The following is a 23,980-nucleotide window of genomic DNA, read 5'->3' on the forward strand; positions in this document are numbered from 1 at the left end:
ATTTTATACGCGCGTCTTGACCGCGTCCCAGCGTTTGATCTGCCAGGTGACGCGGGCGGTGGCGATATGGTGCTGCCGGGCATCGTGCACCTCGGTGATTTGAGTAAACAACAGTTTATCTGTGTCGGCAAGTGGCTTGAGGATGGCGTCTTTAAGCTGCTGCTCGCTGATGCGGGTCTCGGCGATAATCGCGTGTTTGGCCTGGTAATGGTAGTCGATCTCGAGGTGCGCCATGATCAGGCGGTAACGCGACGGATTCAGGCGCGACAAAAAGAGCAGCCCCGAAGAGAACTCGGCCACGGTCGCGATGCAGCAGGCGTGGACTCCGCGGATATGGTTGTGGTTCTTGCGCTTGTAGGGCGCAGTGGTCTTGACGTGTTCCTTCCCCAGTTCGAGGATGCGCACGCCGTGCGGACGGTTGAAGGGGATCAGCCAGCCGAGAAACAGGTTGAGCAGCCCCAGTTTAAACGGGGATCTGCGTGCACCCTCGATGAGCGCCGGCAGCCTTGCCATGCCGCTCATACGACCCCCTGACCGGCTTTGTAACCCTGATGAACGGCGTCGAAGACCATCGCCGGTTTCCGCGCGTCGCCAATACTGACGCAGGGGATCTGCAACTCCTCGCATAAGCTCAGCAACGGATTTTCGGCGCGGGTACCGACCGCCAGGACCACGCTGTCGGCGGGGAGCAGCACTTCTTGCTCCTCGGTTTCGAGCCACACCCCTTCGGGCGTAATTCGGGTGACCTTCACTCCGGTGCGACTTTTAACGCCGTAACGCTCCAGATCCTGCAGCATGGTCCAGCGCGTGGTCTTGCCGAAGTTGCGTCCGAGTTTGTCGATCATCTCGACGATGCAGATATCGCGTGTGCCGCGGGTGGCGAGACGATAAAGCTCTTCGGGGTCTTCGGCGCGATGGACCAGCAGAAACTTGAGGGTTTCGGCTGGCAGGGTTGCTTCTTCGGCGAGCAGCAGCGCGCTTTCGATACCGACCGCACCACCGCCGATCACGACCACGCGCTTGCCCGCCTTGGCTTTTTGCTGGAGAAGATCCCAGGCTTGAATGACATGGGGCAGGTCACTGCCGGGGATTGGCGGCGTCAGCGGCTGACCGCCGGTCGCCAGGATGACGCGATCAGGTTGAAGCTGTTGCAGCAGGTGGGCGTCGACACTGGTTTCAAGGCGGATTTCGATGCCGGCTTCGGTCATTTGACGGGCCAGGTCCCGCGCTAAAAAGCGGAACTCGGTGCGTCCCGGAGGCGCCCCGGCCAGCTCGAGTTGACCTCCGAGGTGATCTGTCTTTTCGCACAGAATGACCTGATGTCCCTGACGCGCGGCCGAGAGCGCGGCGCTCATGCCGCCCGCGCCACCACCAATCACCAGCACCTTTTGCGTCGATGCTGCCGGGGAAATCTGTTCGTCTTCGTGTCCGGCGCGCGGGTTACACAGGCATTCGACATGCTGGAACCTGAACAGCGCGTCGAAACAGCCCTGGCCGCAGGCGACACAATGGACCAGTTGATCATCCTTCCCGGTCGAGGCCTTGTTCGGCAGTTCGGGATCGGCGATCAACGCGCGCCCCATGGCGACCGCATCACACCAGCCCTGACTTATCAGTTCGCGCGCGGTCTCGGGGTCGTTGATCCGATGTCCGGCTACGACCGGGATCGAAACCTGCTCGCGGATGTTGCGCGCCAGGTAGGCGAAGGCGCCGCGCGGGACCTTGGTCACAATCTGCGGCATCTGCGCCTCGTGCCAGCCGACATTGATGCTCAGACCATCGGCACCCGCGGCTTCAAGGGCCATGGCGAACTGCTGCAGGGTCTCGCGGCCGATGCCGCCCGGCATGAAGTCGTTGCCGTTGATCCGCACCAGTAATGGCAGGCCGCTCGCCTGTTTGACCGCCTTGATCACTTCGAGCCCGAAGCGCATGCGATTCTCCAGCGAGCCGCCCCACTTATCATCGCGCTTGTTGGTAAGGGGCGAGAGGAACTCGCTGATGATGTAGCCGGTCCCGGCCAGCACCTCGACCGCATCGAAACCGGCGGAGGAGACACGCCGCGCGGCCGCGGCGAAGGAGATGATCAGTGCGTCGATCTCTTCAGCGCTCAATTCACGCGGGGTCTCGCCAGTCAGACGCGAAGGGACCGCCGAGGGCGCCACCGGCTGCCGGCCGCCGGTCAGCATCGAGTGGTTGTAGCGACCGGCATGGTTGAGCTGAATAAAGGCCTTGGCGCCGCCGGCGTGAATCGTCTCGGCCAGCCGCGTCAAACCCGGGAGATAGCGGTCATGATGCGCGCCGATATGCCCGACATGAGCCGAGAGCAGATCAACGCTGGCATAACCAACGCCAATCAGTCCGGCCCCACCCTGAGCGCGCGCCGCATAGAAGGCGCAGAGCTTGTCGGTGACCTGATAGTCATCGGCCATATTAAGCTGCATCGCCGGCATCAGGATGCGGTTTTTGAGGGTCAGTGTCCCCAGCGTCCAGGGGCTAAAGAGCGAATCGTGCATAGCTTTTTCCTTCAGAGAAGTTTGTTAAATTCGCCGGCCAGGGTGTCGAAGAGTCCAGCGTTTTCAAGCGCCCGTTTCAATAGCTCCGGCTCGTTCAACAGATCTTGCATGAAGATAATCTCCGAGGCCTTGAGATAGGTATGAAACAGCGGTAGTGTCTGGTCCCCGAACAGGCGCTCGATTAACCCGGCAACATCCGGCTCGCGAGCGAAGGACTTGAGTTTGAGCGCGCGGTCGAGCATTTTACGCAGGTAAAAAAGCACCGTTGCATCCACTGATTCGATGGTATATCGATGGCCGGGCAGGATCTGACAGTCGCGCAGGCTGACCAGATTCTGCAGGCTGTTGCAGTAGGCCCGGTAGTTGTGAAATCGCCCGGCGAGGGTCTGCAGGTCTATATCGAGCAGGGGCGACTGAAAGATGCCGCGCAGCAGCACATCACCGGTGACCGCCTGATTGCCGATGCGGTAGACCAGATCGCTTTGGGAATGACCGGGGCAGGGGAGCATCTCGATTCCCAGCCGAACCAGCTCCGGTGATGTTTCGACTACTTCGTAACGCTCGGGATAGGTTGGAAAAACCGTATCGTTGTCGATCTCGGCGCGGAGCTCGGACAGATACGCCGCGCTGAAGCCGTACCCGAGCAGTACCTCCATCATCCCCTCAATCCGGCGATCATGGTGAACCATTTTATCGACGTCACGCTGCGGCAGGTAGATGGATGCGCCGGTCTCTTTGCCCAGTCTTGCGGCGTTTCCCCAGTGGTCGATATGGCAGTGGGTCATAAAGACGTGACGCAGCTCGGATAGCCCGATTTCGGTTTTGATCAGGTCCCATGCCGCTTCAGTGGGTGGACCACAGTCAAAAAGTACCAGTTCGCCCTTAAGTCGCGCACTGTAGAAGTGCACGTCGCCGACCATGTAGGGAGTGGTGATGGTGTGCTGTTTGATCATTGTCAACTTTCAAGTAGACCTAGCCCTCTCCCTGAGGGAGAGGGCTAGGGTGAGGGGGGAACCGTCATCGAGTGTCTTCCCCTCATCCGGCCTGCGGCCAGCTTCTCCCTTGCGGGAGAAAGAACCAAATTAAAACAGGTATTTCTCCGTTTCGAGTGAACGGCTGGCCAACAGGCGCACCGCGGCCAGAAGGCCGTTGGCGTCGTACTTGGCGAAGCGGCGCACGCCGGAGAGGATCATGGTCAGGGTGTCTCCCTCTTCAACATAGAAGGCCCCGCGCTTGGCGGCGGTGCCGGCGATCTCGGTGGCGTTGAAGGTGCAGACCTTGACCGCTGCTTTCAGCAGTTCACGTTTCGCTTCGGTGGCGGCGGCCCAGGATTTTTCGGCGCGCAGCACGGCGCTTTCGATAGCGAAAATCTGGATCGTCATGTCGGCCGCGGCGAGCAGGATCTCCTGCTGATCGGCGAGCTTCTCCATGTATTTCTGCACCCCGGCACCCGCCAGGATCAGGAACAGGGTCTTGAGGTTCTTGAGCAGATCCTTCTCGGCAGCGAAGGGATCATTTTCATCCAGATCGGGGAAGCTTGGGGTCATCAGCGACTCGAAGGCCTTCATTGCCTCTGATTGCAGCGGCAGCTCACCCTTCATGGAGCGCTTGAGGATCATCCCTGGAATCAGCAGGCGGTTGATCTCGTTGGTGCCCTCGAAGATGCGGTTGATCCGTTCATCGCGGTAGAAACGTTCGGCCGGGTACTCGGCAGTGAAGCCGTAGCCGCCATGAATCTGTACGACTTCGTCGACCACGTGAGCCAGCGCCTCGGAGCAATAGACCTTGGCGATGGCGCACTCGGGGGCGTATTCCTCGATCCCCTTCTGGTACTCCTCGTAGTAGTCGTCGATCCCCTTGTCGATGGTCGCCAATTTCTGGTCGAGCAGACCGGAGAGACGGTAAACCAGCGATTCGGAGGCGAAGAGTTCGGCCTGGAGGTTGGCGATCTTTTCGCCGATGGCGCCGAACTTACCGATCTGAATACCGAACTGTTTGCGTTCGTTGGCGTACTTGATTCCGACCGACAGGGCGTACTTGGCCGCACCCGTGACCCCGGCGCCGAGTTTGAAGCGCCCGACGTTCAAGACGTTGAAGGCGATCTTGTGCCCTTTGCCGATTTCGCCGAGCAGGTTTTCGACCGGGACCTTGCAGTTGTCGAGGATGATCTGGGTGGTCGAGGAGCCCTTGATGCCGAGCTTCTTCTCTTCGTTGCCGATGATCAACCCTTCAAAAGTGCGCTCGACCAGGAAAGCGGTGAACTTGGTCTTATCGACCTGGGCGAAGATGGTGTAGATGTCGGCAAAGGAGCCGTTGGTGATGAACTGTTTGGTGCCGTTCAGGATGTAATGTTTGCCGTCGTCGCTTAAGACTGCCGTGGCGCGGGCGCCGAGGGCGTCGGAGCCGCTTCCCGGCTCGGTCAGGCAGTAGGCGCCCATCCATTCTCCGGTCAGCAGTTTCTCGAGATACTGCTCTTTCTGCGCCGGGGTGCCGTAATAAACCAGCGGCAGGGTGGCGATGCCGGTATGGCAGGCGTAGGCGACCGAAAAAGAGCCGGCTGGCGAAATCTTTTCGGCGGCGAGCATGCTGGTCGCTTTGTCGAGTTCGAGACCGCCGTACTCCTCGGGGCCGTCGATCATCAGCAGACCCAGTTCACCGCACTTTTTCATCCCTTCGACGACCAGATCGAACTGGCCGGCTTCGATCTCATCGGCTTTCGGCATGATTTCGTTGGTGACGAAGTCGCTGGTGGTCTCGGCCATCTGTTTCTGCTCATCGGTGAAATCTTCAGGGGTGAAAATCTCGCTGCACAGGGTTTCGGCGATCAGAAATTCGCCACCTTTTTTCAGTTGTTTGCTCATGAGTGCCTCGCTTTAGCTATCGGTTCGGGTCAGTGAATATATTGTGTTTTCCCCTCTCCCTGCGGGAGGAGGGCTAAAATCTAAAGCAGTTCGTAAATCCCGGCCGCACCCATGCCGCCGCCGATACACATGGAGACCATGCCGTATTTCCCCTGACGCCGTTTCAGCTCATGCAGCAGGGTGGCGGTCAGCTTGGCGCCGGTGCAGCCCAGGGGATGTCCCAGGGCGATGGCGCCGCCGTTGACGTTGATGATCTCAGGGTTTAAGGCCAGATCCTTGATCACCGCCAGGGATTGAGCGGCGAAGGCTTCGTTCAGTTCGATCAGCTCGAGCTGCTCCTGTTTGAGTCCGGCCATCTTGAGTACCGCAGGAATGGCTTCAATCGGGCCGATCCCCATCAGCTCTGGTGGCACGCCGCGCACGGCGAAGGCGACAAAACGCGCCAGCGGGTCCTGGCTGATTTTTTTGAGATATTCACCCGAGACTACCAGTGTTGCTGCCGCACCATCGGTCATCTGTGACGAGTTGCCGGCGGTGACGCTGCCACCCAGTTTGAAGACGGGGTTGAGTCGGGCCAGCGATTCGAGACTGGTATCGGCGCGCACGCCGTCATCAACAGTCACAAGCTCCTTCCTGGTTTGGGCTTTCCCTTTAACGATGGCGGTGTGCTCAATCTCGACCGGGATAATTTCATCGTTAAACCGGCCTGCCGCGATCGCCTCTGCGGCCTTGCGATTGCTGTCAACCGCGAATTGATCCTGAGCTCCACGCGCGATGCCGTACTTTTCAGCCACCAGTTCGGCGGTGACCCCCATCGAGGCGAAGGATTCCGGCCAGTTGGCCACCAGCCCGGGGTTGGCGCTGTACTTGTTGCCACCCATGGGGACGCTCGACATCGATTCGGTTCCTCCAGCGAGGATGCAGTCGGCAAAGCCGGCCATAATCCGTTCGGCGGCCAGAGCGATCGACTGGATTCCGGAAGAGCAGAAGCGGTTGATTGTTTGCGCTGGTACCTGATAGGGGATGCCGGCCTTCAGCGCTGCAATGCGTGCGACGTTCATCCCCTGTTCCCCTTCAGGGAAGGCGCAGCCGAGGATGACGTCCTCGATGGTCGCGGGGTCGATGCCGGTGCGCTCAATCAGACCGGCCATGGCGACCGCAGCCAGATCATCGGGGCGCATGTCCTTGAATTTTCCTTTGTTTGCCCGGCAGCCAGCGGTGCGGTAGCTGGCAAGGATATATGCTGTTTTCATCTTTATATTCCTCCGTTAGGTCTAATTTAGTTGCGTAGCGGCTTGCCGGTTTTGAGCATGTTCTGAATCCGCTCGACGGTCTTCTTGTTGCCGCAGAGTTTGAGGAAGCCCTCGCGCTCAAGCTGCAGCAGATAGTCTTCGGAGATCGGGGTGCCAGCAGGGACGTTGCCCCCGCAGATCACATCGGCGATCAGTCCGCCAACCTCCATCTCGTAGGCCGTGACAAAACCGCCAGCCTGCATGTTCCACAATTGACTCTTGATGCTGGCGGCGATGCTGCGCCCCGGTGCCGGGACGTTGACAGCCGCCCGACGCGGCCGGAAGTTGGGTGCCATGCCGAGAACCTTCTGCTTGGCATCGGCAATCAGACGTTCGGGGTTCATGGTGATGCTGTCGGCCTGGCGCATGTACCCCATGCCGTAGAGTTCAGCGGCGCCCATGGCGACCTTGGCCATGCCGATCTGCTGGAAGTACTTGAAGATGAACGGCGTGACGTCGATGCCGGTGTGGGCGGCCTGTTCTACGGCGCGCAGGCACATCTCTTTGGTGCCGCCACCGGCCGGGAGCAGTCCGACCCCGATTTCGACCAGACCCATGTAGGTCTCGGCCGAGGCGTTGATCGCCGAGGCGTGCAGGGCATATTCGCAACCGCCCCCCAGGGTCATGCCGAAGGGCGCAACCACCACCGGCACCTTGGAGAGCTTCAGCGACATGGTCGCTTTCTGAAACTGTTTGATCATCATGTTGATGTCGTCGTAGGCCCCCTCGGCCAGAGCCACCGCCATCAGCATCAGGTTGGCGCCTACCGAGAAGTTGGTCCCCTGGTTGCCGACGACCAGACCCACCCCTTCAGTCTCGGCGCGTTTGACCGCTTTTTGGGTCATGGCGAGGATATCGCCGCTGATAGCGTTCATCTTGGAATGGAATTCGAGACCGAAGACCCCGTCGCCCAGATCATGCAGGCTGCTACCGGCATTCTTTTCAACCACACCCTGGGCTTTCCTGAGAATCTGCAGATCGATGACGCCAGCGGGGCGTTCAACCGCCTGGTAGTCGTTTGAGCCGAGGTCGAAATATTCCTTCACACCCTGTGCGTTGAAACGGTAAAAACTGTCGATGCCGCGTAGAACGTCCGGGACTACGATCTGCTCGCTGTCGCAACGTTTGACGAAGTTTTTCACGCCGATGGCGTCGAACATCTCGAACGGACCGATCTCCCAGTTGAAGCCCCACTTCATGGCGTTGTCGACATTAACCACGTCGTCGGCGATTTCGGGGATGCGCTTTAAGGTGTAGAGCAGGCTGTCGCGCAGGGTGCGCCAGGCGTATTCGCTCCCCTTGTCACCGGCGGCGATCATCATCGCGACCTTTTTGGCCGGATCATCAATCATCTTGACTGCCGTCACCGAAGCGAACTTTGGTTTTTCAGCCGGCTTGTATTCACCCGTATTGTAGTCGTAGTAGAAGATCTGCTTCTTGCCGCCGCTCTTGTCTATCTTGTAAAAGCCCTGACGGCTCTTGTTGCCGAGCAGCCCTTTTTCAACCATCTGCTGCATGAAGGCCGGGATCTTGAAGACCTCGCGCTCTTCGTCGTTCGGCAGATATTCGTAGGAGTTATTGGCGACGTGCACCAGGGTGTCGATTCCGACCAGGTCGGCGGTGCGGAAAGCGGCCGATTTTGGCCGCGCGGTGGCAGGGCCGGCGATGCTGTCGACCTCTTCGACCGTCAGCCCCATCTCGAGCATATGCTCCAGGCCCTTGAAGATGGCGTAAACACCGATCCGGTTGGCGATGAAGTTGGCGGTATCCTTGGCGTAAACGACACCTTTGCCGAGGCGGCGGGTGATAAAGTCGGCCAGTCCCCTGACCACTTCGGGGTCGGTCTTCGTGCAGGGAACGATCTCGAGCAGGCGCATGTAGCGCGGTGGGTTGAAGAAGTGGGTGACCAGAAAATTCTTTTGCACTTCTACCGGCAGCACCTCGGCCAGTTCGTTGATGGACAGGCCGCTGGTGTTGCTGGTGAGGATGGCGCCTTCGGCCAGATGGGGGATCAGGCTGGTGAGCAAGGTTTTTTTGATATCCATCCGCTCGATGACGACCTCGATTACCCAATCGCACTCTTTGAGTCTGGCCAGGTCATCGCTGAGATTGCCGATATCGATCTGTTGCAGGTATTCGGGCAGGAAGAGTGGTGCGGGTTTGAGTTTCTTCAGGGCTTCGCGGCCGTTTGCTACGATGCGGTTGCGGACCTGCGGGCTCTCAAGTGTCAGCCCGGCGGCTTCTTCCTGGGGTGCCAGGGCGTTCGGCACAATGTCGAGCATCAGCACATCGAGTCCGGCATTGGCCAGATGAGCTGCAATGGTGGCGCCCATGACGCCCGCGCCTAAAACGGCAACTTTGTTGATCTGCCTCATGATTTTCCTCCGTTGGGGGTTGGTGCGGTGGCACTTTGGTCGTAGTAAAGACCTTCTATTTTGTCCCGATATTTCTCATAGATGACCTTACGTTTCATCTTCAGAGTCGGGGTTAACTCGCCGCCTTCGATTGAAAATTCGTGTGGCAGCAGGACGAAATTCTTGATGGTTTCATAGGGGGGAAGATGTTTGTTCACCTCGGCGACCCGCTCGGTATAAAGTTTGAGCGTCCGGCTACTGCTGACCAGTTCGTTGGTGTCGAGATAAGGGAGCTTTTCGGCCTTGGCGAACTCAAGAACCCGGTCGATGTTGGGTGTCAGGAGTGCCACCAGATAGGGTTTGCGGTCCCCGAAGACGTAAGCCTGCGAGATATATTTATCGAGACGCAGTTCGTTTTCAACAGCCTGCGGTGCGATGTTTTTGCCGCCAGAGGTGACAATGATCTCTTTTTTGCGATCGACGATAAAGATATAGCCATCTTCGTCGATCGTCGCGATGTCGCCGGTTTTAAACCATCCATCATCAAAGGCTTCTGCGGTCGCCTGTGGGTCGTTGTAGTACCCGCTCATCACCTGTGGGCCCCTGACCAGCAGTTCACCGTCTTCGGCGAGTTTTGCTTCAGTTTCTTCGAGCAGGGTTCCGACCGAGCCGAAACGGACGTGCCAGGGAGCATTCAACGTGATGGCCGGGCTGGTTTCTGTCAGGCCGTAGCCCTCGAAAGTCGGGATGCCGATGGTCCACATGAACTCGATGATCGTCTTGTCGAGCGGGGCGCCACCCGAAATGAAATAACGCAGATTGCCGCCGAAGCGTGCGCGGATCTTGCTGAAGACCAGACGGTCCAGCAGTTTGTGCTCGAGGCGCAGAAGCAAACCGATCGGGCCAGGCTGGATATAGCGGAGTTTAGTGTAATCCCGACCGCGGCGCACCGCACGATGAAAAAGCTTGCGCTTCAGGGTGCTCGATTGATGAATATTTTCGTAAATACGTGAGTAGATCTTTTCGAACAGGCGCGGCACGCTGACCATGACACTGGGGCGGAAGTCGAGGATATTCTCGACCACTTTGTCAACGCTTTCGGCAAAGGCGATATGACAGCCGCAGAGCAGAGCCGCATGGTAGCCGGCGGTGCGCTCCAGAACGTGGCTTAACGGTAAAAAACTGAGAAAAACTTCCGTAGGGTCGAGCCCTTCGAGTTTTTTCATGCCGGCCGTGGCATTAAAAACCATGTTCGCCTGGCTGAGCATGACCCCCTTTGGCGGACCGGTGGTGCCAGAGGTATAGATCACGGTGATCAGATCTTGCGGTTCGATTTTGTCGATCCAGCCTTCAATCTCCCGGGTCTCCTTATCGGAGAGCGGATAAGAGACTTCTGACAGTTGATAGAGTGAATAAACCGGCATCTCGCGCAGGCCGAGAAAGCGATCATATGATACGACCAAATCTATATTCTTAAGCTGATCGCGCACCGAAAGGAGTTTTTCATATTGCTGGCGGGTCGATACAAAGACAATGCGGGCCCCGCTGTGATTGATGACATATGCCGCCTGTTCGCCGGTATTAGTGGCGTAGATTGGGACAGTAATCCCGCGGGCAGCTTGTATCCCCAGGTCTGAGATTGCCCAGCCGGCGCGGTTTTCTGAAAAAATCGCTACCTTGTCTCCCGGGGACATGCCAGCTTTACGCAAACCCCGGGCGGCCATCAGCACTCGCTGATAGAATTCGGCGTAGCTCAGGGTAATGATCTTACCCTGTTTTTTGTAGCTGATGGCCGGGCGCTCGCCATGGTGTGAGGTGGTGTCGCGCAGCATGGCTGGGATCGATTTGTAGGGCAGGTTGCTCATCTTTTTGTCCTCGGGTGAAACAGGGTTGTACATCACCTTTACGTTCACGTCAACCTCAAGCTGCACAACAACTCTTCTTAGCAGATTATGCCACGGAAAAGTTGATTGTGCAGAGTACTGCGGAGCGATTATTGCGAATCGCTCCGCAGTGAAGCTATCAGGGCATTAAAAATTGTAGCTTAACTGGACACTGACAATATCGACTGAATTCTTAGTGGAACCGACAAGAGAGCCAGCGCTGGTGTTGTTAGCCAGGGAGGCATTGACATCACCGTTAGGTACAAATAGATGGGCATAAGCAAAGTCGCCGCTGATCCGGTCGCTGAATTTGTACCCAGCGCCAACAGAGACCCAGGTGCGGTCCTCGCCCGGAATCCGCGGAGTGCGATGCGCGGCGTCTGGAATCGGGGTCTGGTCGAAGGCCACCCCGCCTCGCAGTTTGAGGGCATCGTTGTACTGATAGATAGCGCCCAGGGAATAGCGCCAGCTGTCTTTCCAGTTTTCAACTGTGGTTGAAGAAGCCTTGCCACCGAGCCCGCCAGTTCCCTCAAAATTCAGCGTCAGTACATCAAAACTACTCCAGTCTGTCCAACTGACGTCTGCCAATAATGCCAGTTTGTTATTGACTTCGTGGTAGACGCTTACAGACGCAGAGGCCGGCAGATTGATGTTGCCGCTGACATTTTGGTCGGCAAAAGCGCCTGCAAGGATAGCGACCGATGTTGGAACTGTCGTGTTGGTGGTTCCGGTCAACTCTTGCTTGATTTTTGAACGGTAGGAGACCCCAATCCGGCTCCCCTCACTGAACTTGTAGATTGCGCCCAGGTTGTAACCATAGGACCAGTCGTCTGCTTTGTTCTCGACAAAGATGTCATTGCTGGTTGAGTTCGGGGTGCCGATTGCGCCGCCGGTGGCAGCAAAAGCAGCAAGGCCTCCATTGACCATACTCGAAAGGGTGACGTCGATATATTGGGCGCTGATTCCAGCCCCAAGACTCAGGTTTTCGGTCACCTGGTAGGCCACGCTGGGGTTGATGTTGATCGTCTTTACGTCGGATTCAACCGCATGGTAGCGGCCGATCCAGTTTTTACCGTAATCGGTTGCCAGCCCAAAGGGGGCGTTGATGCCGAGCCCAAAAGCCCAGCCATTTCCGGGATTATTGACATAATAAAGGTTCGGCACGACCCCGGTGACCCCACCATTGACGTCGTTTTCGCCGGGAATCGTGGCGAAGATGGGATTTATAGCAACCCCGGGACTTGTTGCCGAGGTCACGTTAAATTTTGCCGAGGGCACGATAACATGCGCCCCGGCGACAACCTGCTGGCCTTTAATCAGGGTCATTCCAGCGGGGTTGAAGTAGACGATGGAAGCATCTTCAGCTGCTGCCGCGCCGCTCGCGAAGGAGGTGCCAAGTCCCGAAACCGACTGCTCAACGATGGCAAAGCCTGAGGCGCAGGCCATGCTGACGGGGAGCAGGAGTGCCCCTAAGAAAACCAGGGATAACGCTAACGACTTCTTCATGTTGTTTTTTCTCCTTTTACTATTTAGGCAAGGGTCGCGGGCTCTACTGGCCCATGAAATTAAATAGGGTGCTTATTGTGGGCAACATTTAGCGCACGTTTACGTGTGGGTCAAGTAAAAATATAACAATGTTATTGTTCGTAGGAGAAATTCTTTGGCTTTTTGAGGGCTGGGATAAAAAATACCTCTTGTTCTTGGACGTTGGGTCCTGTCTCCTACTAATAACACCGATTCTGTCTTTATCTTTGGGACGAAGTGTGAACAAAAAAGGTATCAGCAGGGCTTCTTTCCGTGATTCTTGACACTCCATCTGGGGCATGATACCCAAGGTATCTTCCCGGAATCGGGTTGAATAGGGAGATATTTCAACGACCAGTCACGCTTTATCATATTTGGAAAGGGTCAGCTATTATGAATCATCAAGCCTCAGAAGCTCTCTTTGAGAAAGCCAAAACCGTCATTCCTGGTGGAGTAAACAGTCCGGTGCGGGCGTTTAAGTCGGTCGGGTGCAATCCACTATTTATCACAAAGTCCGCCGGTAGCCGTATTACCGATGCCGATGGCAACGAATATATTGATTACGTCGGTTCCTGGGGGCCAATGATTTTGGGCCACTGTCATCCCAAGGTCGTTGAAGCGATCCAGCGGACTGCAGCCAGTGGTGCTTCTTTTGGAGCGCCGACCGCCCGTGAAACGGAACTGGCCGAGATGGTCTGTGCGGCCTATCCGAATATTGAGATGGTGCGGATGGTTTCCTCCGGCACAGAAGCAACCATGAGTGCTATCCGTCTGGCGCGTGGCTACACCGGGCGCGACAAAATCCTTAAATTTGACGGTTGTTATCACGGCCATGCTGATAGCCTTCTGGTGAAGGCCGGCAGTGGTCTCGCGACCTTCGGGGTGCCGACTTCTTCAGGAGTTCCGGCCGACTTTGCCAAGTACACTTTGACGGCGGTTTACAATGATCTGGCTGATGTCCGGCGAATAGTTGATGCAAACAAAGGGGAGCTGGCCTGTATCATTATTGAGCCGATTGCCGGAAACATGGGCTGCGTACCACCGGTTGCCGGTTTTCTGGAAGGGTTGCGGACGCTCTGTGATGCTGAGGGCATTTTGCTGATTATTGATGAGGTTATGACCGGGTTCCGGGTGGCATACGGCGGCGCTCAGGAGCGTTACGGTGTACGTGGTGATCTGGTCTGTCTCGGCAAAATCATCGGAGGCGGTCTTCCGGTGGGAGCATTCGGGGGCAAGCGCGAGATCATGGAGGCACTTTCACCCCTTGGCGGTGTTTATCAGGCGGGAACCCTGTCAGGCAACCCGCTGGCGATGAGTGCCGGAATTGCCACTTTGAAGTTGTTGCAGGAAGATGGATTTTATCAGCAACTTGAAGAGAAGAGCGCTTATCTGTCAAAGGGCCTGCGGCAGGCTGCGGACAGTGCGCAGGTTGCCACCTGCAGTCATCGCGTCGGAGCAATGTTTTGCACTTTTTTTCAGCAGGGTCCGGTCAATAATTTTGACGACGCTCTCAAGAGTAATACTGACGCATTTGGACGTTTTTTCCGCAGCATGCTCAATGCCGGAATTAATCTGGCGCCCTCTCAGTTTGAGGCGGGCTTTATGAGCGTTGCCCATAGCCGGGATGATCTTGATCGTACGATTGAGGCTGCAGCCAAGGCGTTTGCGGCACTTTAACCCCAGATGAATGGAGAGCTTAGCGGTTGACTTGATGCCCTCGCTGTGCTATTTAGGTGCGGCTTTGCGGCAGAGTGTATGCTGTATACAATTCAATTATGGCAGAAAATAATAAACAGCTATTTAAATCACTAAGTTTTCTTTCGAGTGTCGGAATCTCGATGGTGGCGGCCACCTTTATCGGTCTGGCCATCGGCCATTATCTCGATCTCTGGTTGGGGACAACCCCCTGGTTGACCTTGATTTTTTTATTGATGGGGATTGTTTCTGGATTTCGGAACATTTTTATTTTGACGAGGCGTGAATTGCGCCGGCAAGAGCAGGGCGATCAGAACCAGTCGGAATCAAAACGTGACAAACCGCGATGATCAGTTGCTTAAGGATATTGGTCGTCTGAACTGGTTCGTTTTGGTGTTTATGGTTCTGGTCAGTCTTTTTTGGCGATCAGCGCCAGTAACCTTGGGGGTTGTCGCCGGGGGACTGCTGGTTATTCTGAATTTCGGGTGGATGGGGCGCTCTTTAATGAAGGTGATAAGTTCACCGCAGGCCTACTCTCCTCGTGGATTCAAGCGGAATTATTTTTTTCGGCTGCTGTTTGTTGGCAGCACCATCTTCCTGCTTCTGGTCCGCGGTGGGGTTGATCCCCTGGCCTTGGTTTTCGGGCTTTCAGTCGTTGTCATAAGCCTGCTGTTGACAACACTCAAACGACTTTACTAGACATTCGTTTTATATAGAAGGAGACCTTTCGATCATGATTCATCCCTTTTTATTTCTGCAGTGGTTGACTGAGCAGTTGCACCTCAATATCGGTGAGCATGTGACCTACACCTGGTTGGTTATGGTTATTCTGATTGTGGTTGCTTTTGTCGCGACTCGTGCGGTCAGCCTGGTTCCGAGCGGTGCGCAGAATCTGATGGAAGCAGTTGTTTCCGGCGTCGAGGGTCTTCTCGAAGAGACGATGGGTGAAGAGGGGAAGTCCTACTTCCCGTTGATTGCCACCTTGGCGCTGTTTATTCTGGTTTCAAACCTGATCGCGCTGATTCCCGGTTTCGCTCCTCCAACGGCAAATGTCAACACCAATGCGGCCTTGGCATTAACGGTTTTCGTCATTACCCATGCCGTCGGTATCAGGAAACATGGTGCGGGTTATCTTAAGCATTTTATGGGGCCGATCTGGTGGCTGGCGCCGCTGATTTTTATCATTGAAATTATCGGCCATCTGGCTCGTCCGCTCTCTCTGACTCTGCGTCTATTCGGTAATATGTGGGGACATGAGATTGTACTGATGATCTTCATCGCGCTGGTGCCTTTGATCGTACCCGTACCGATGATGCTGATGGGGGTGTTAATTGCCTTTATTCAAACCTTTGTTTTTACCCTTCTGGCTATGATCTATATCGCCGGCGCTTTAGAAGAATCTCACTAAGTCATTTAATCTCTTCGCGGGTGCGAAGAGTCAGTCCTAGCTATCTATAGGAACAATTCAAACAGCAAAAAGAGGAGAACAAAATGGAATTTTTTGCATGGTGTGTGATGGCAGCTGGTATCGGCATGGGTCTTGGTTCTTTCGGTACCGGTATCGGTCAGGGTCTGGCCATTAAATCGGCAGTTGAAGGTGTTGCGCGCAACCCAGGCGCTTCGGGTAAAATCCTGACCACCATGATGATCGGTCTGGCGATGATCGAGTCATTGGCTATCTATGTTTTCGTTGTTGCCATGATTATCCTCTTTGCCAATCCCTTCACTGAAGAAGTCGTGAAGTTGCTGGTTAAATAAATCAGCTAAAACTGTCAGTCAAAAAGGGCGGCCTCCAAAGGGTTCGCCCTTTTTGTCTGTTGGGCCTTTAACTAAATCGGCCATTGGATACTGCATGCAGTATGCGGTTTACGGTTGCATTTCAAGGCGATATCGGGTATTAGTTTCGGGTTTAACTCTGCCAGTTGGCTGCAAAAAATACCATATAAGGGCCTCAGGGCTCTGCAATCTCAACAGGAGTGAATCATGGGAGTGACTGTTAAGAATTTTCTGGCCTGGTGTCGGCGTCACCTGATTTTGGTGACGGTATTGACTCTGGTTGCAATCGTCGGCTTTGGTTATGTCAACATCCAGATTCTGCACATGACCTCCGAACCCGAATTTTGCCAACTCTGCCACCCTGACAAAGGGTTTGGCGCACTGGCAGAAGTCGATTCCTGGGAACATTCGGGTCACGCTGCGGCTGGTGTCTCCTGCCTCGACTGCCATGGTCGTCCCGGTGTTTTAGGTTATATCAAGGCGAAGCTTGGTGGCCTGAGAGATACCTATATGCAATTGACCATCACCCCGGAAGAGAAGCGGAATATTCTTGAAAACCCGGATCAACATCTTGTCCCCTCTGAACAATGTACCTTTTGCCACACAGATGCAGGGAACGCCGCATATCGTAAGAAGCATAAATACACTATGCAGCTGGTTGAAATGCGCATGCTCGACTCGGTCAAAAACCCCGAGTTCCGTGAGCGTAAGGGTCTGCCGGATATCATGAAGGACACCTTTGTCGGAGGTACTCACTTTGATCATGCCTTCCACATTGAATCATTCGATCTGGAGTGTAACTCCTGCCACTTCGGCTTGATCCATCGCGCCCAGTCCAAGAGTGACCGCATGAACATGTGTCTGGTCTGTCATGCCGAAAATAAAGATACTTCAGCCCCGCAGCTGGCAAATTGCCAGACCTGCCACGAAGCCCAGTATGATATGAATCTGGGCAAGGGGGCAAAGGGTGTCGCTGGTGAGCCAAGTCTGATGTGGGCGGCCGATGTTAAATGTGAAGGCTGTCATACCGGTGCGGAAAGTGGCCAGTTTCGTCCGACGTCCGCGACCTGTACCAACTGCCATGAAGCTGACTACGTCGATATCTTTAATGATTGGGCCAGCAGCACCAAGGCTCGTTTGAAGGAACTCAACCTGATTCGTTCCGAGGTTGAAACTTTGTTGAAAGATGCAGATAAGCGTAAGAGAAAAACTACAGAAGAATGGGCCCGGTACGAAAAAGCGCTTTATAATTTTCGTCTAGTTCGGAACGATGGAACCCACGGGGTTCACAACAATGAGTATGCTAACGCGATTCTTGATTCTGTAGCTGCAGATTTCCGTGAGATCCAAAAAGGACTGAACGACGCCTGGTAGGTCGACGAAAAATCAGGAATAAAAAAGCCCCGGCTGCAATTGCAGTCGGGGCTTTTTTATTCCTGATTGGAGCCCTTGTCTACTAACAAGGCTTTTATGATCATTCTACGTTCGCGGCTCGCTACCTGGCTGTTATCCTAGCGGGTAAATCCTCCGGGGTACGCTGCAGAGAGATAACGTTTGTGCTTTCGTAATACTTAACCCTCTTCCTGGGCCGCTGCATGTTTTTCTTTCAATTCATATTCCTTTTTGCTGGTTTCCCAGGCATCGACCTTCTGCCAGCGAGACAGGGCGAAGGATTCAAGGGCTGCAGCCAGGCCGAATGAGAACACGCTGACGACAAGGCCAAGTCCGCTGATACTGAGCATGTCTCCCAGAAAAACTTTGGCTCCGCCGATGATGGTTATCAAAATTGAGACATTGCGCAGCTCTTTGTTCCGCCAGGCCAGAGCGAGGCACATGATCACGGTGGCGGCGCCATTGATCGAGACGGATTGGATAGACGCCAAGGCAACGGCAACCTGCGCATCAGGATAGCGGAGCAGACCTTGATAGACCAAGACCATGGTCATAAAATAGCCGTTAGCTAAGCCGGCAAGTAAAACCAGCACTGCTGACCGGTCAAGTTTGTCGAAATTCCCAAACAGGGACGATTCTGCGGGGGGTGAATTCTTACGGCAATAGCGATAGTGAGCCAGGCCGAAGAGGCCACAGACGCCACTCACGACCAGGCCATCAATAAAGTGATCGGCGACACCTTCGCCGCCCAGAAACCAGGTGAGCGAGAGGGTGACGAAGATTTGCAGCATGTAGGACGTTGCCCGCATGCCGCCGCTCCCCCAGCGGGTTGAGAGGATATTAACCCCCAATGCCAGTATTGACAGAAGCGGTAAAGCATAAAGCATGCTGCCGAAAAGATCAGGCAGCGAGACGCAGAGCAGTGCGACTCCAGCAAGAGTGAACGCATTGGTACCCGGTGCACGTGATAGCTTGCGCCGGGAGAGTCTCCAGGCGATGATCAGGTGTAGAATTGCAATCAGAGTAGAAATTCCGCCGAAGACGGGCAAGTTTTCAACCGGAAAACGGACAAACCAGTGCGCCCAGAGGACATTGATAAACGGCAGGGCCAGGTCGAATTTGGAGATGCGCTGATCCCCACTGCGTAAGATGCCGAGCAGGGCGATGCCCAGCAAGGTACCTCCGAGGAGCAAAGAGACCGGGATGATCCACCCTGGAGCAAGGTTGGCTTGCAGTTCACCGCCAAAGTTAACAAAAGAGCCAAGTTTGGTCCGCCAGAGCATCAGCATAAAGAGGGTGGACACGAGTGTTACCCAGCGAAGCCAGGAACTGCGTTTTAAGCGGGTCGCAAAGAAGGCCAGGATGTTTGATAGCCAGAGGACCAACGCCAGATAGGGGAAGAAGGGGGCTGGCCAGTCTATGGCCACACTTGAGAGGCACATCCCGAAGGTCCCGACCAGAATCGGCAGACTGACTCGCTGCCAGTAACTTGTAAGGGCCAGACCTATACCTGTTGCGGCTAGTGTCATATAGGCCAGTTCGGCAGGGATGGAATCAAAGCGGGCGTGTGATTCCAGGACGATGCTGAACATCAACAGACCGCCGCTGATCGAGAAGACCGGGGCAAGTTCACTCTTCTTGGCGTAGAGGAACCAGCCTGTGAAGGCGATAGAAGCGGCGTACACCATGCCGAGCAGCGACCCGATCTGGGGGTCGATGGTGCCGGCATCGGTCAGAGTCCTTAGACCCAGAGCCACAACCATTAAAAAGCTGAGAGCAGCAATGCGGGGTAATAGCGAGCTGCCTCCCATCAGTTGCAGCAGGCGATTGCCGGTTTTTTTTGTGGTTTTAGTGGTTTGGGCTGTTTTTGCAGGAGATTCGGAGAGGAGACCGGACCTTAGCGCTTGTTCCAGTTGAACAACTCGTAGAGTCAGGGATTCGACTTGTTGGCTGAGATCGTCAAGGCTAAGTTTAGGGCCCGTCTGGTTAGACATGAAGTCCTCCGATATTTCAAACAGTATTATATGATGCTGGGCTTATGAGCCCCAATTTGCGTATGTGACATATATCCTTCAGGCCTGATATTATCATAGAGCCTGGAAAATATACCACAATTTCCGTTTATACCATATAGATGTTAAGTGGTTGAGATAATTGTTGACTTGGCAGCTAAGCTTGTCCAATAATCAAGAACATTGTTCTAAAATATCGATTTAGACAGGGAGGAAACTAGTGAAAAAACACGTGTGGCGGCCGCTCTATGTGGTCATTGGGCTTGTAGCCGGCATTCTGATTTTTAGAATGTTTTACGTTCCAGCCGATTTCGGGGTTCAAGATCGCGGGTATACTTTTGGTTTTCACCGACTGAGCAACGAGCAAGAGTGGAAAAATTTCCCTGCTAAGTATAAGAGTTCCGACTATTGCGCTGGATGCCACGAAGACAACAGCGCAAGTATCGCCAAATCTGATCATGGCATCATCCCCTGCGAGGATTGCCACGGTCCCGCCTTGAATCATCCGGAAGATCCAGAAAAATTAACGATCAACCGTAGCCGCGATCTGTGTCTGCGCTGTCATTCAAAGTTGTTTATGCCTTCCAGCCAGCGTAATGACCTGCGTGGCATCGATCCGAAAACCCATAATTCGGGGATCGAATGTGCCGAGTGCCATAATCCGCACAACCCGAGTCTGGAGAATATGTAACCATGAAGAGACGCGATTTTATTAAAAGTACCGCTGTCTTTGTCTCTGGAGCGGCGGTCTCGACATCAGCTCTGGTAATGCTCGATCCTCAGGAAGTTCTTGCAGAGAACCCTGAATTGCGCTGGGGATTTCTGGTTGATACGCTTAAGTGTGTTGGTTGCGGTATGTGTGTCAAGGCCTGCAAACTGGAAAATGATATCCCCTATGATGCCAATGTGACCCGAACCTGGGTCGAGCGTTATGTGATGACCCGGGATGGAGAGGTGTTCAAGGATTGTCCCAAAGGTGCGCGTGACGGCTACACCAGTAAGTTGATTGATGAAAATGCCTCGGGAATGAAGCTGGTGTCAGACAAGGACATTACCCAGGCGTTTTTCGTGCCCAAGCTCTGCAATCACTGTGAATTGCCTGCTTGTGTTCAGGTCTGTCCGGTCGGTGCGACTTACGGGACCAAGGATGGCGTGGTCCTGATTGACCGCACCTGGTGTATCGGTTGCGGTTACTGCATCATGGCCTGTCCCTACGGTGTGCGTTTTTTCCACCCGGTGGTTCATACTGCGGACAAATGTACGCTCTGCTATCACCGGATCAGCAACGGTGGCAACACCGCCTGTGCTCAGGCTTGCCCCTTTGGTGCCCGCAAGTTGGCGAACCTGCGTGATCATAAAGATCCAGTTACCAAGATCATTATGACGCAACGGGTCGGGGTCTTGCGCCCGGAGTATGGGACCAAGCCACAATGTTATTACATTGGATTAAACGAGGAGGTGCGCTGATCATGGTTGAACAAGTTGCTCATCTGATGGTTCATGGCGAGGTCTGGACGATCAAGGACCTCTTCGTCCTGCCAAATGAATATATTTATTGGGCGATTCAGATCGTTCTTTACCCCTACATGACTGGCTTAGTGGCCGGAGCGTTCGTTCTTTCTTCGCTATACCACGTTTTCGCGGTCGAAAAACTTAAGGAAATTGCCCGGTTCGCGCTGGTCTTCTCTTTTGCCCTGCTTCCGGTCGCGATGATGCCGCTGCTGTTGCATCTGCAACAGCCGCTTCGCGGGATCAACGTCATGATGACGCCGCATTTTACCTCGGCCATTTCGGCCTTCGGTATCGTCTTTATGACCTATGGCTGTATCGTTGCCTCCGAGATCTGGTTCGTCTACCGCAAATTTATTGTCCAGAGCATCCATCGGCTTGGAAATAAGCAACGCAAAGGAGTCGAAGGCCTGCTGCTGATGATTTATAAGGTTATAAGTCTCGGCGCCATGGATCTCAGTCCTGAAGCGTTGGAGGCGGATCATAAGGCCACCAAGGTTCTGGCCGGGATCGGGATTCCGGTCGCCTGTTTTCTCCACGGTTATGCCGGTTTCATTTTTGGCTCGGTTAAGGCGAATGCCTTGTGGATGACGCCGTTGATGCCGGTTATTTTTATTATGTCGGCGATTGTTTCGGGGATCGCCCTGTGTATTGTCTGTTACGCGCTCTTCATGTGGCTGCGGCGTTGGGCTCTGGCCCGCGGCAAGAACTATTTTCTGCCGGATCAGCTGGCCGGTACCATGAATCTGTCCGTGGAAGAGATGCATGAAATGCATGATTATGAAACCACGCTGACCGCCAAGTATCTACGGATTTTCATGATCCTGGCCATAACCCTGGAACTGCTCGATATTATTTTTCGCGGGTACACGGCGGTCAAGTCTTGGGATATTGTGCGCGAAGTCATCTACGAGCGTGATTTTGTTAAGATTTTCGTTTTCCAGTACGGAATCGGGAATGCTCTTCCCTTCGTGATGCTGTTGTTACCGGGATTGACAACACGGCGTGCCTGTTTAGCGAGTGTGCTGGTGCTGTTCGGGGTGTTCATGATGCGCTGGAACGTAGTTATCGGTGGGCAGTCTTTTTCGCTAACCTTCGACGGCTTCATGGACTATGTCATGCCGATTATCCCCCACAATTTGGAAACTTTCAAAGAGGGTCTGGGGGGAGCTTTGTTGGTTGCAGCGACACCGTTTGTGATCTTTTATTTCCTCAACATGATCTTCCCGGCGTTCTACAATGATGATGAAGCTCATTAAGCAACAGATTCTCTCCTGATCGGATCAAGGCTGTCTCGATTGAGGCAGCCTTTTTTTCGGGGATTGACTTACGGCATGGTGGGTGAGTTAATGACCGGATCCAAGTTTTACTATAAAGGCGAATACGATGCGCTGGAAACTTTACCTCTCATTGATTTTGTTGACCCTGGTGTTGATTTTTGTCATGCAAAACACCGAAACGGTCGTTTTTAATTTTTTATTCTGGAACTTTGGACTACCTCGCGCATTACTCCTGCTCGTGGTTTTTGTTGCCGGCATTACGACGGGACTGTTGCTGGTAGCCAGCAAACGTCCATCGCGGAGCAAAAATTCCCAAAAGAAGACTGCAGAATAACAGCAACGAAATTTCACAGGAAAGGGATATTTATATGGGGAAGTTAAAGGAGAACTTCTGGCTACAGCCCGAGCAGGTGGCACTGGTTGTAGTCGACGTGCAGGAGAAGTTGGTTCCCGCCATGAACAGTCGGGTCAGTGGCGCACTGGTCCAGCATATTGAACTGCTGCTGGAGGGGTTTGCTTCCTTGGCGCTGCCGGTGATTGCGACCGAACAATATTCCAAGGGCTTGGGTCATACCATCTCCAGCCTTAATGCGGCGACGCGCCAGAGTTGTATCGAGAAGACCAGTTTCTCTTGCTGCGGCGAACCCAGCTTCATGGCCGCGCTTGAAAAAACCGGGGCTAAACAGGTGGTTCTGGTCGGGATGGAAGCGCATGTCTGTGTGTTGCAGACCCTGCTCGATCTGCGCGATCAGGGTTATACGGTGCATCTGGTAAAAGACGCCGTCTGCTCACGCTTTAAGTCGGATTTTGAAACGGCAGTTGCTACTGCTACTGCCGCTGGTGCCGTGATGACCAGTACTGAGATCGTGCTTTTCCAATTGGTCGGCGGTGCTACGCATCCCGGTTTCAAAACAGTTTCCCAGCTGGCCCGGCGGCGCACCCTCTGATGGATGACCTGACCGCTGCGCAGCAGGACGAATTATGCTCCATGATCCGGCAAGGTTGTGTCGAGTTGGAGCAGTCGCTCGAAAGGTCCAGCGCAAGCAGCAAGCCGATTGATCTGGATGAACCGATCGGGCGCCTGTCACGCGTGGCTGCGATGCAGCAACAGCAGATGGCGCTTGCGGGTCGGCAGGCCCAAACGCGGCGATTGCAACTGCTGAGGAATGCACTGCAGGCCATCGCGAGTAACCAATATGGTACCTGTCGGCGTTGCGAAGAACCGATCGGTTATCAGCGGCTAAAAGTTCAACCCGAAAGTCCCTTCTGTCGGGAGTGCCAAAGTTGTTCCGAAAAGTTATAAACCATCCTTAATCATCTTCAGCAGGATTTATAAAGGATAAACATGTCGAATCTGTTTTTGCTGCTGGCAATTTTTATCGGTGGTGCCGCTGCTACAGTTCAACCGCCGATCAACGCCCGTCTGGCCGAAAAGGTCGGGATTCTGGAAGCGGCAACCGTTTCGTTTTTGGTTGGAACTCTGGTGCTGGTGCTGGTGTCGCTCAGCGTCGGACGGGGTTCGTTTCGGGGGATTCTTCAGGTCGAGTGGTGGCAGCTGACAGGTGGACTGTTCGGCGCGTTCTTTGTCACGCTGACGATTCTGGCGGTGCCTAAGCTTGGGACCGGAACCGTGATGGCGGCTTTGATTGTGGCCCAGTTGGCGACGGGGGTTGTCTTCGATCATTTTGGCCTGTTCGGCATGCGCCAGATCCCTTTTGATCTGGGGCGTCTCGCCGGAGTTGTGCTGCTGATGGTCGGGGTCGCGTTGATTTATCGCAGATAGCCCTTCGGGTTTTGAGCCGCCGACAATATCGACCAGAGATCGTGCATTCGCACTGTCGATCGACACCTCTGATCTCCCACTGCGTGTTCCTTCCGAGCCTTGGATC

Annotated in this window: 22 protein-coding genes; 13 read left to right on the plus strand and 9 right to left on the minus strand. The window is 54.6% G+C overall.

Translation table 11 applies throughout. From position 1 onward, the window contains the following. Window positions 1-3: 3 nt before the first annotated feature. The 8 genes from D888_RS0100415 to D888_RS0100450 all read right to left on the minus strand — a co-directional run bounded on the left by D888_RS0100415 (window position 4) and on the right by D888_RS0100450 (window position 12,409). A complete protein-coding gene (locus D888_RS0100415; RefSeq protein ID WP_020674539.1) occupies window positions 4-522 on the minus strand; it encodes a DUF4442 domain-containing protein in 519 nt (172 codons plus the stop codon). Further along, a complete protein-coding gene (locus D888_RS0100420) occupies window positions 519-2,513 on the minus strand; it encodes an oxidoreductase (RefSeq protein WP_020674540.1) in 1,995 nt (664 codons plus the stop codon). Before D888_RS0100420 ends, D888_RS0100415 begins: the two co-directional genes overlap by 4 nt. Window positions 2,514-2,524: 11 nt before the next feature. Beyond that, complete coding sequence (locus D888_RS0100425; protein ID WP_020674541.1) at window positions 2,525-3,466, minus strand: MBL fold metallo-hydrolase; 942 nt, start codon at window positions 3,464-3,466, stop codon at window positions 2,525-2,527. A gap of 129 nt (window positions 3,467-3,595) precedes the next feature. After that, window positions 3,596-5,374, minus strand: a complete 1,779-nt coding sequence (locus D888_RS0100430) for an acyl-CoA dehydrogenase family protein (protein WP_020674542.1) — start codon at window positions 5,372-5,374, stop codon at window positions 3,596-3,598. An 80-nt stretch (window positions 5,375-5,454) separates the two neighbouring features. Then, window positions 5,455-6,627, minus strand: coding sequence for an acetyl-CoA C-acyltransferase (locus D888_RS0100435; protein ID WP_020674543.1), 1,173 nt, complete (start codon window positions 6,625-6,627; stop codon window positions 5,455-5,457). 26 nt (window positions 6,628-6,653) lie between these two features. Further along, the gene (locus tag D888_RS0100440) at window positions 6,654-9,041 is read right to left on the minus strand and encodes a 3-hydroxyacyl-CoA dehydrogenase/enoyl-CoA hydratase family protein (protein ID WP_020674544.1); all 2,388 of its coding nucleotides are present in this window, start codon (window positions 9,039-9,041) and stop codon (window positions 6,654-6,656) included. Beyond that, window positions 9,038-10,885: an AMP-dependent synthetase/ligase gene (locus D888_RS0100445; RefSeq protein WP_051092393.1), complete on the minus strand. Its 1,848-nt coding sequence runs from the start codon at window positions 10,883-10,885 to the stop codon at window positions 9,038-9,040. Before D888_RS0100445 ends, D888_RS0100440 begins: the two co-directional genes overlap by 4 nt. A 165-nt stretch (window positions 10,886-11,050) precedes the next feature. Then, on the minus strand, window positions 11,051-12,409 hold the full coding sequence (locus tag D888_RS0100450) for an OmpP1/FadL family transporter (protein WP_020674546.1): 1,359 nt from the start codon (window positions 12,407-12,409) through the stop codon (window positions 11,051-11,053). 411 nt (window positions 12,410-12,820) lie between these two features. Between D888_RS0100450 and hemL the strand changes: the two genes are divergently transcribed. The 6 genes from hemL to D888_RS22735 all read left to right on the plus strand — a co-directional run bounded on the left by hemL (window position 12,821) and on the right by D888_RS22735 (window position 17,272). Next, a complete protein-coding gene (gene hemL, locus D888_RS0100455; protein ID WP_020674547.1) occupies window positions 12,821-14,104 on the plus strand; it encodes a glutamate-1-semialdehyde 2,1-aminomutase in 1,284 nt (427 codons plus the stop codon). 98 nt (window positions 14,105-14,202) lie between these two features. Then, window positions 14,203-14,472, plus strand: coding sequence for an AtpZ/AtpI family protein (locus tag D888_RS0100460; RefSeq protein WP_026362145.1), 270 nt, complete (start codon window positions 14,203-14,205; stop codon window positions 14,470-14,472). Continuing rightward, window positions 14,456-14,821 carry an ATP synthase subunit I gene (locus D888_RS0100465; RefSeq protein ID WP_020674549.1) on the plus strand — a complete coding sequence of 122 codons (366 nt, stop codon included), beginning with the start codon at window positions 14,456-14,458 and terminating at the stop codon, window positions 14,819-14,821. Before D888_RS0100460 ends, D888_RS0100465 begins: the two co-directional genes overlap by 17 nt. Window positions 14,822-14,855: 34 nt before the next feature. Continuing rightward, window positions 14,856-15,530, plus strand: coding sequence for a F0F1 ATP synthase subunit A (atpB, locus tag D888_RS0100470; RefSeq protein ID WP_020674550.1), 675 nt, complete (start codon window positions 14,856-14,858; stop codon window positions 15,528-15,530). Window positions 15,531-15,613: 83 nt separating this feature from the next. Further along, window positions 15,614-15,880, plus strand: a complete 267-nt coding sequence (atpE, locus tag D888_RS0100475) for an ATP synthase F0 subunit C (protein WP_020674551.1) — start codon at window positions 15,614-15,616, stop codon at window positions 15,878-15,880. Between the two features lie 225 nt (window positions 15,881-16,105). Beyond that, a complete protein-coding gene (locus tag D888_RS22735; RefSeq protein ID WP_020674552.1) occupies window positions 16,106-17,272 on the plus strand; it encodes a cytochrome c3 family protein in 1,167 nt (388 codons plus the stop codon). 197 nt (window positions 17,273-17,469) lie between these two features. Here the strand turns inward: D888_RS22735 and D888_RS0100485 are convergent, their stop codons facing one another. Beyond that, the gene (locus D888_RS0100485) at window positions 17,470-19,284 is read right to left on the minus strand and encodes a DUF2339 domain-containing protein (protein WP_020674553.1); all 1,815 of its coding nucleotides are present in this window, start codon (window positions 19,282-19,284) and stop codon (window positions 17,470-17,472) included. Window positions 19,285-19,522: 238 nt separating this feature from the next. Here D888_RS0100485 and D888_RS0100490 point away from each other — a divergent pair, with 238 nt between their 5' ends. The 7 genes from D888_RS0100490 to D888_RS0100520 all read left to right on the plus strand — a co-directional run bounded on the left by D888_RS0100490 (window position 19,523) and on the right by D888_RS0100520 (window position 23,874). Beyond that, window positions 19,523-19,993 carry a cytochrome c3 family protein gene (locus D888_RS0100490; RefSeq protein ID WP_020674554.1) on the plus strand — a complete coding sequence of 157 codons (471 nt, stop codon included), beginning with the start codon at window positions 19,523-19,525 and terminating at the stop codon, window positions 19,991-19,993. A 2-nt stretch (window positions 19,994-19,995) separates the two neighbouring features. Continuing rightward, a complete protein-coding gene (locus D888_RS0100495) occupies window positions 19,996-20,769 on the plus strand; it encodes a 4Fe-4S dicluster domain-containing protein (RefSeq protein ID WP_020674555.1) in 774 nt (257 codons plus the stop codon). A gap of 26 nt (window positions 20,770-20,795) precedes the next feature. Further along, on the plus strand, window positions 20,796-22,070 hold the full coding sequence (nrfD, locus tag D888_RS0100500) for an NrfD/PsrC family molybdoenzyme membrane anchor subunit (RefSeq protein WP_026362146.1): 1,275 nt from the start codon (window positions 20,796-20,798) through the stop codon (window positions 22,068-22,070). A 127-nt stretch (window positions 22,071-22,197) separates the two neighbouring features. Next, complete coding sequence (locus tag D888_RS20215) at window positions 22,198-22,425, plus strand: lipopolysaccharide assembly protein LapA domain-containing protein (protein WP_020674557.1); 228 nt, start codon at window positions 22,198-22,200, stop codon at window positions 22,423-22,425. A gap of 34 nt (window positions 22,426-22,459) precedes the next feature. After that, the gene (locus D888_RS0100510) at window positions 22,460-23,038 is read left to right on the plus strand and encodes an isochorismatase family protein (RefSeq protein ID WP_020674558.1); all 579 of its coding nucleotides are present in this window, start codon (window positions 22,460-22,462) and stop codon (window positions 23,036-23,038) included. After that, window positions 23,038-23,394, plus strand: coding sequence for a TraR/DksA family transcriptional regulator (locus D888_RS0100515; protein WP_020674559.1), 357 nt, complete (start codon window positions 23,038-23,040; stop codon window positions 23,392-23,394). The genes D888_RS0100510 and D888_RS0100515 overlap by 1 nt, the downstream gene beginning before the upstream one ends. Before the next feature lie 42 nt (window positions 23,395-23,436). Beyond that, window positions 23,437-23,874 carry a DMT family transporter gene (locus tag D888_RS0100520; RefSeq protein ID WP_020674560.1) on the plus strand — a complete coding sequence of 146 codons (438 nt, stop codon included), beginning with the start codon at window positions 23,437-23,439 and terminating at the stop codon, window positions 23,872-23,874. The last annotated feature ends 106 nt before the right edge of the window (window positions 23,875-23,980 follow it).

It is taken from the genome of Geopsychrobacter electrodiphilus DSM 16401 (genome assembly GCF_000384395.1).
In the GTDB taxonomy this organism is placed as follows: Bacteria; Desulfobacterota; Desulfuromonadia; order Desulfuromonadales; family Geopsychrobacteraceae; genus Geopsychrobacter; species Geopsychrobacter electrodiphilus.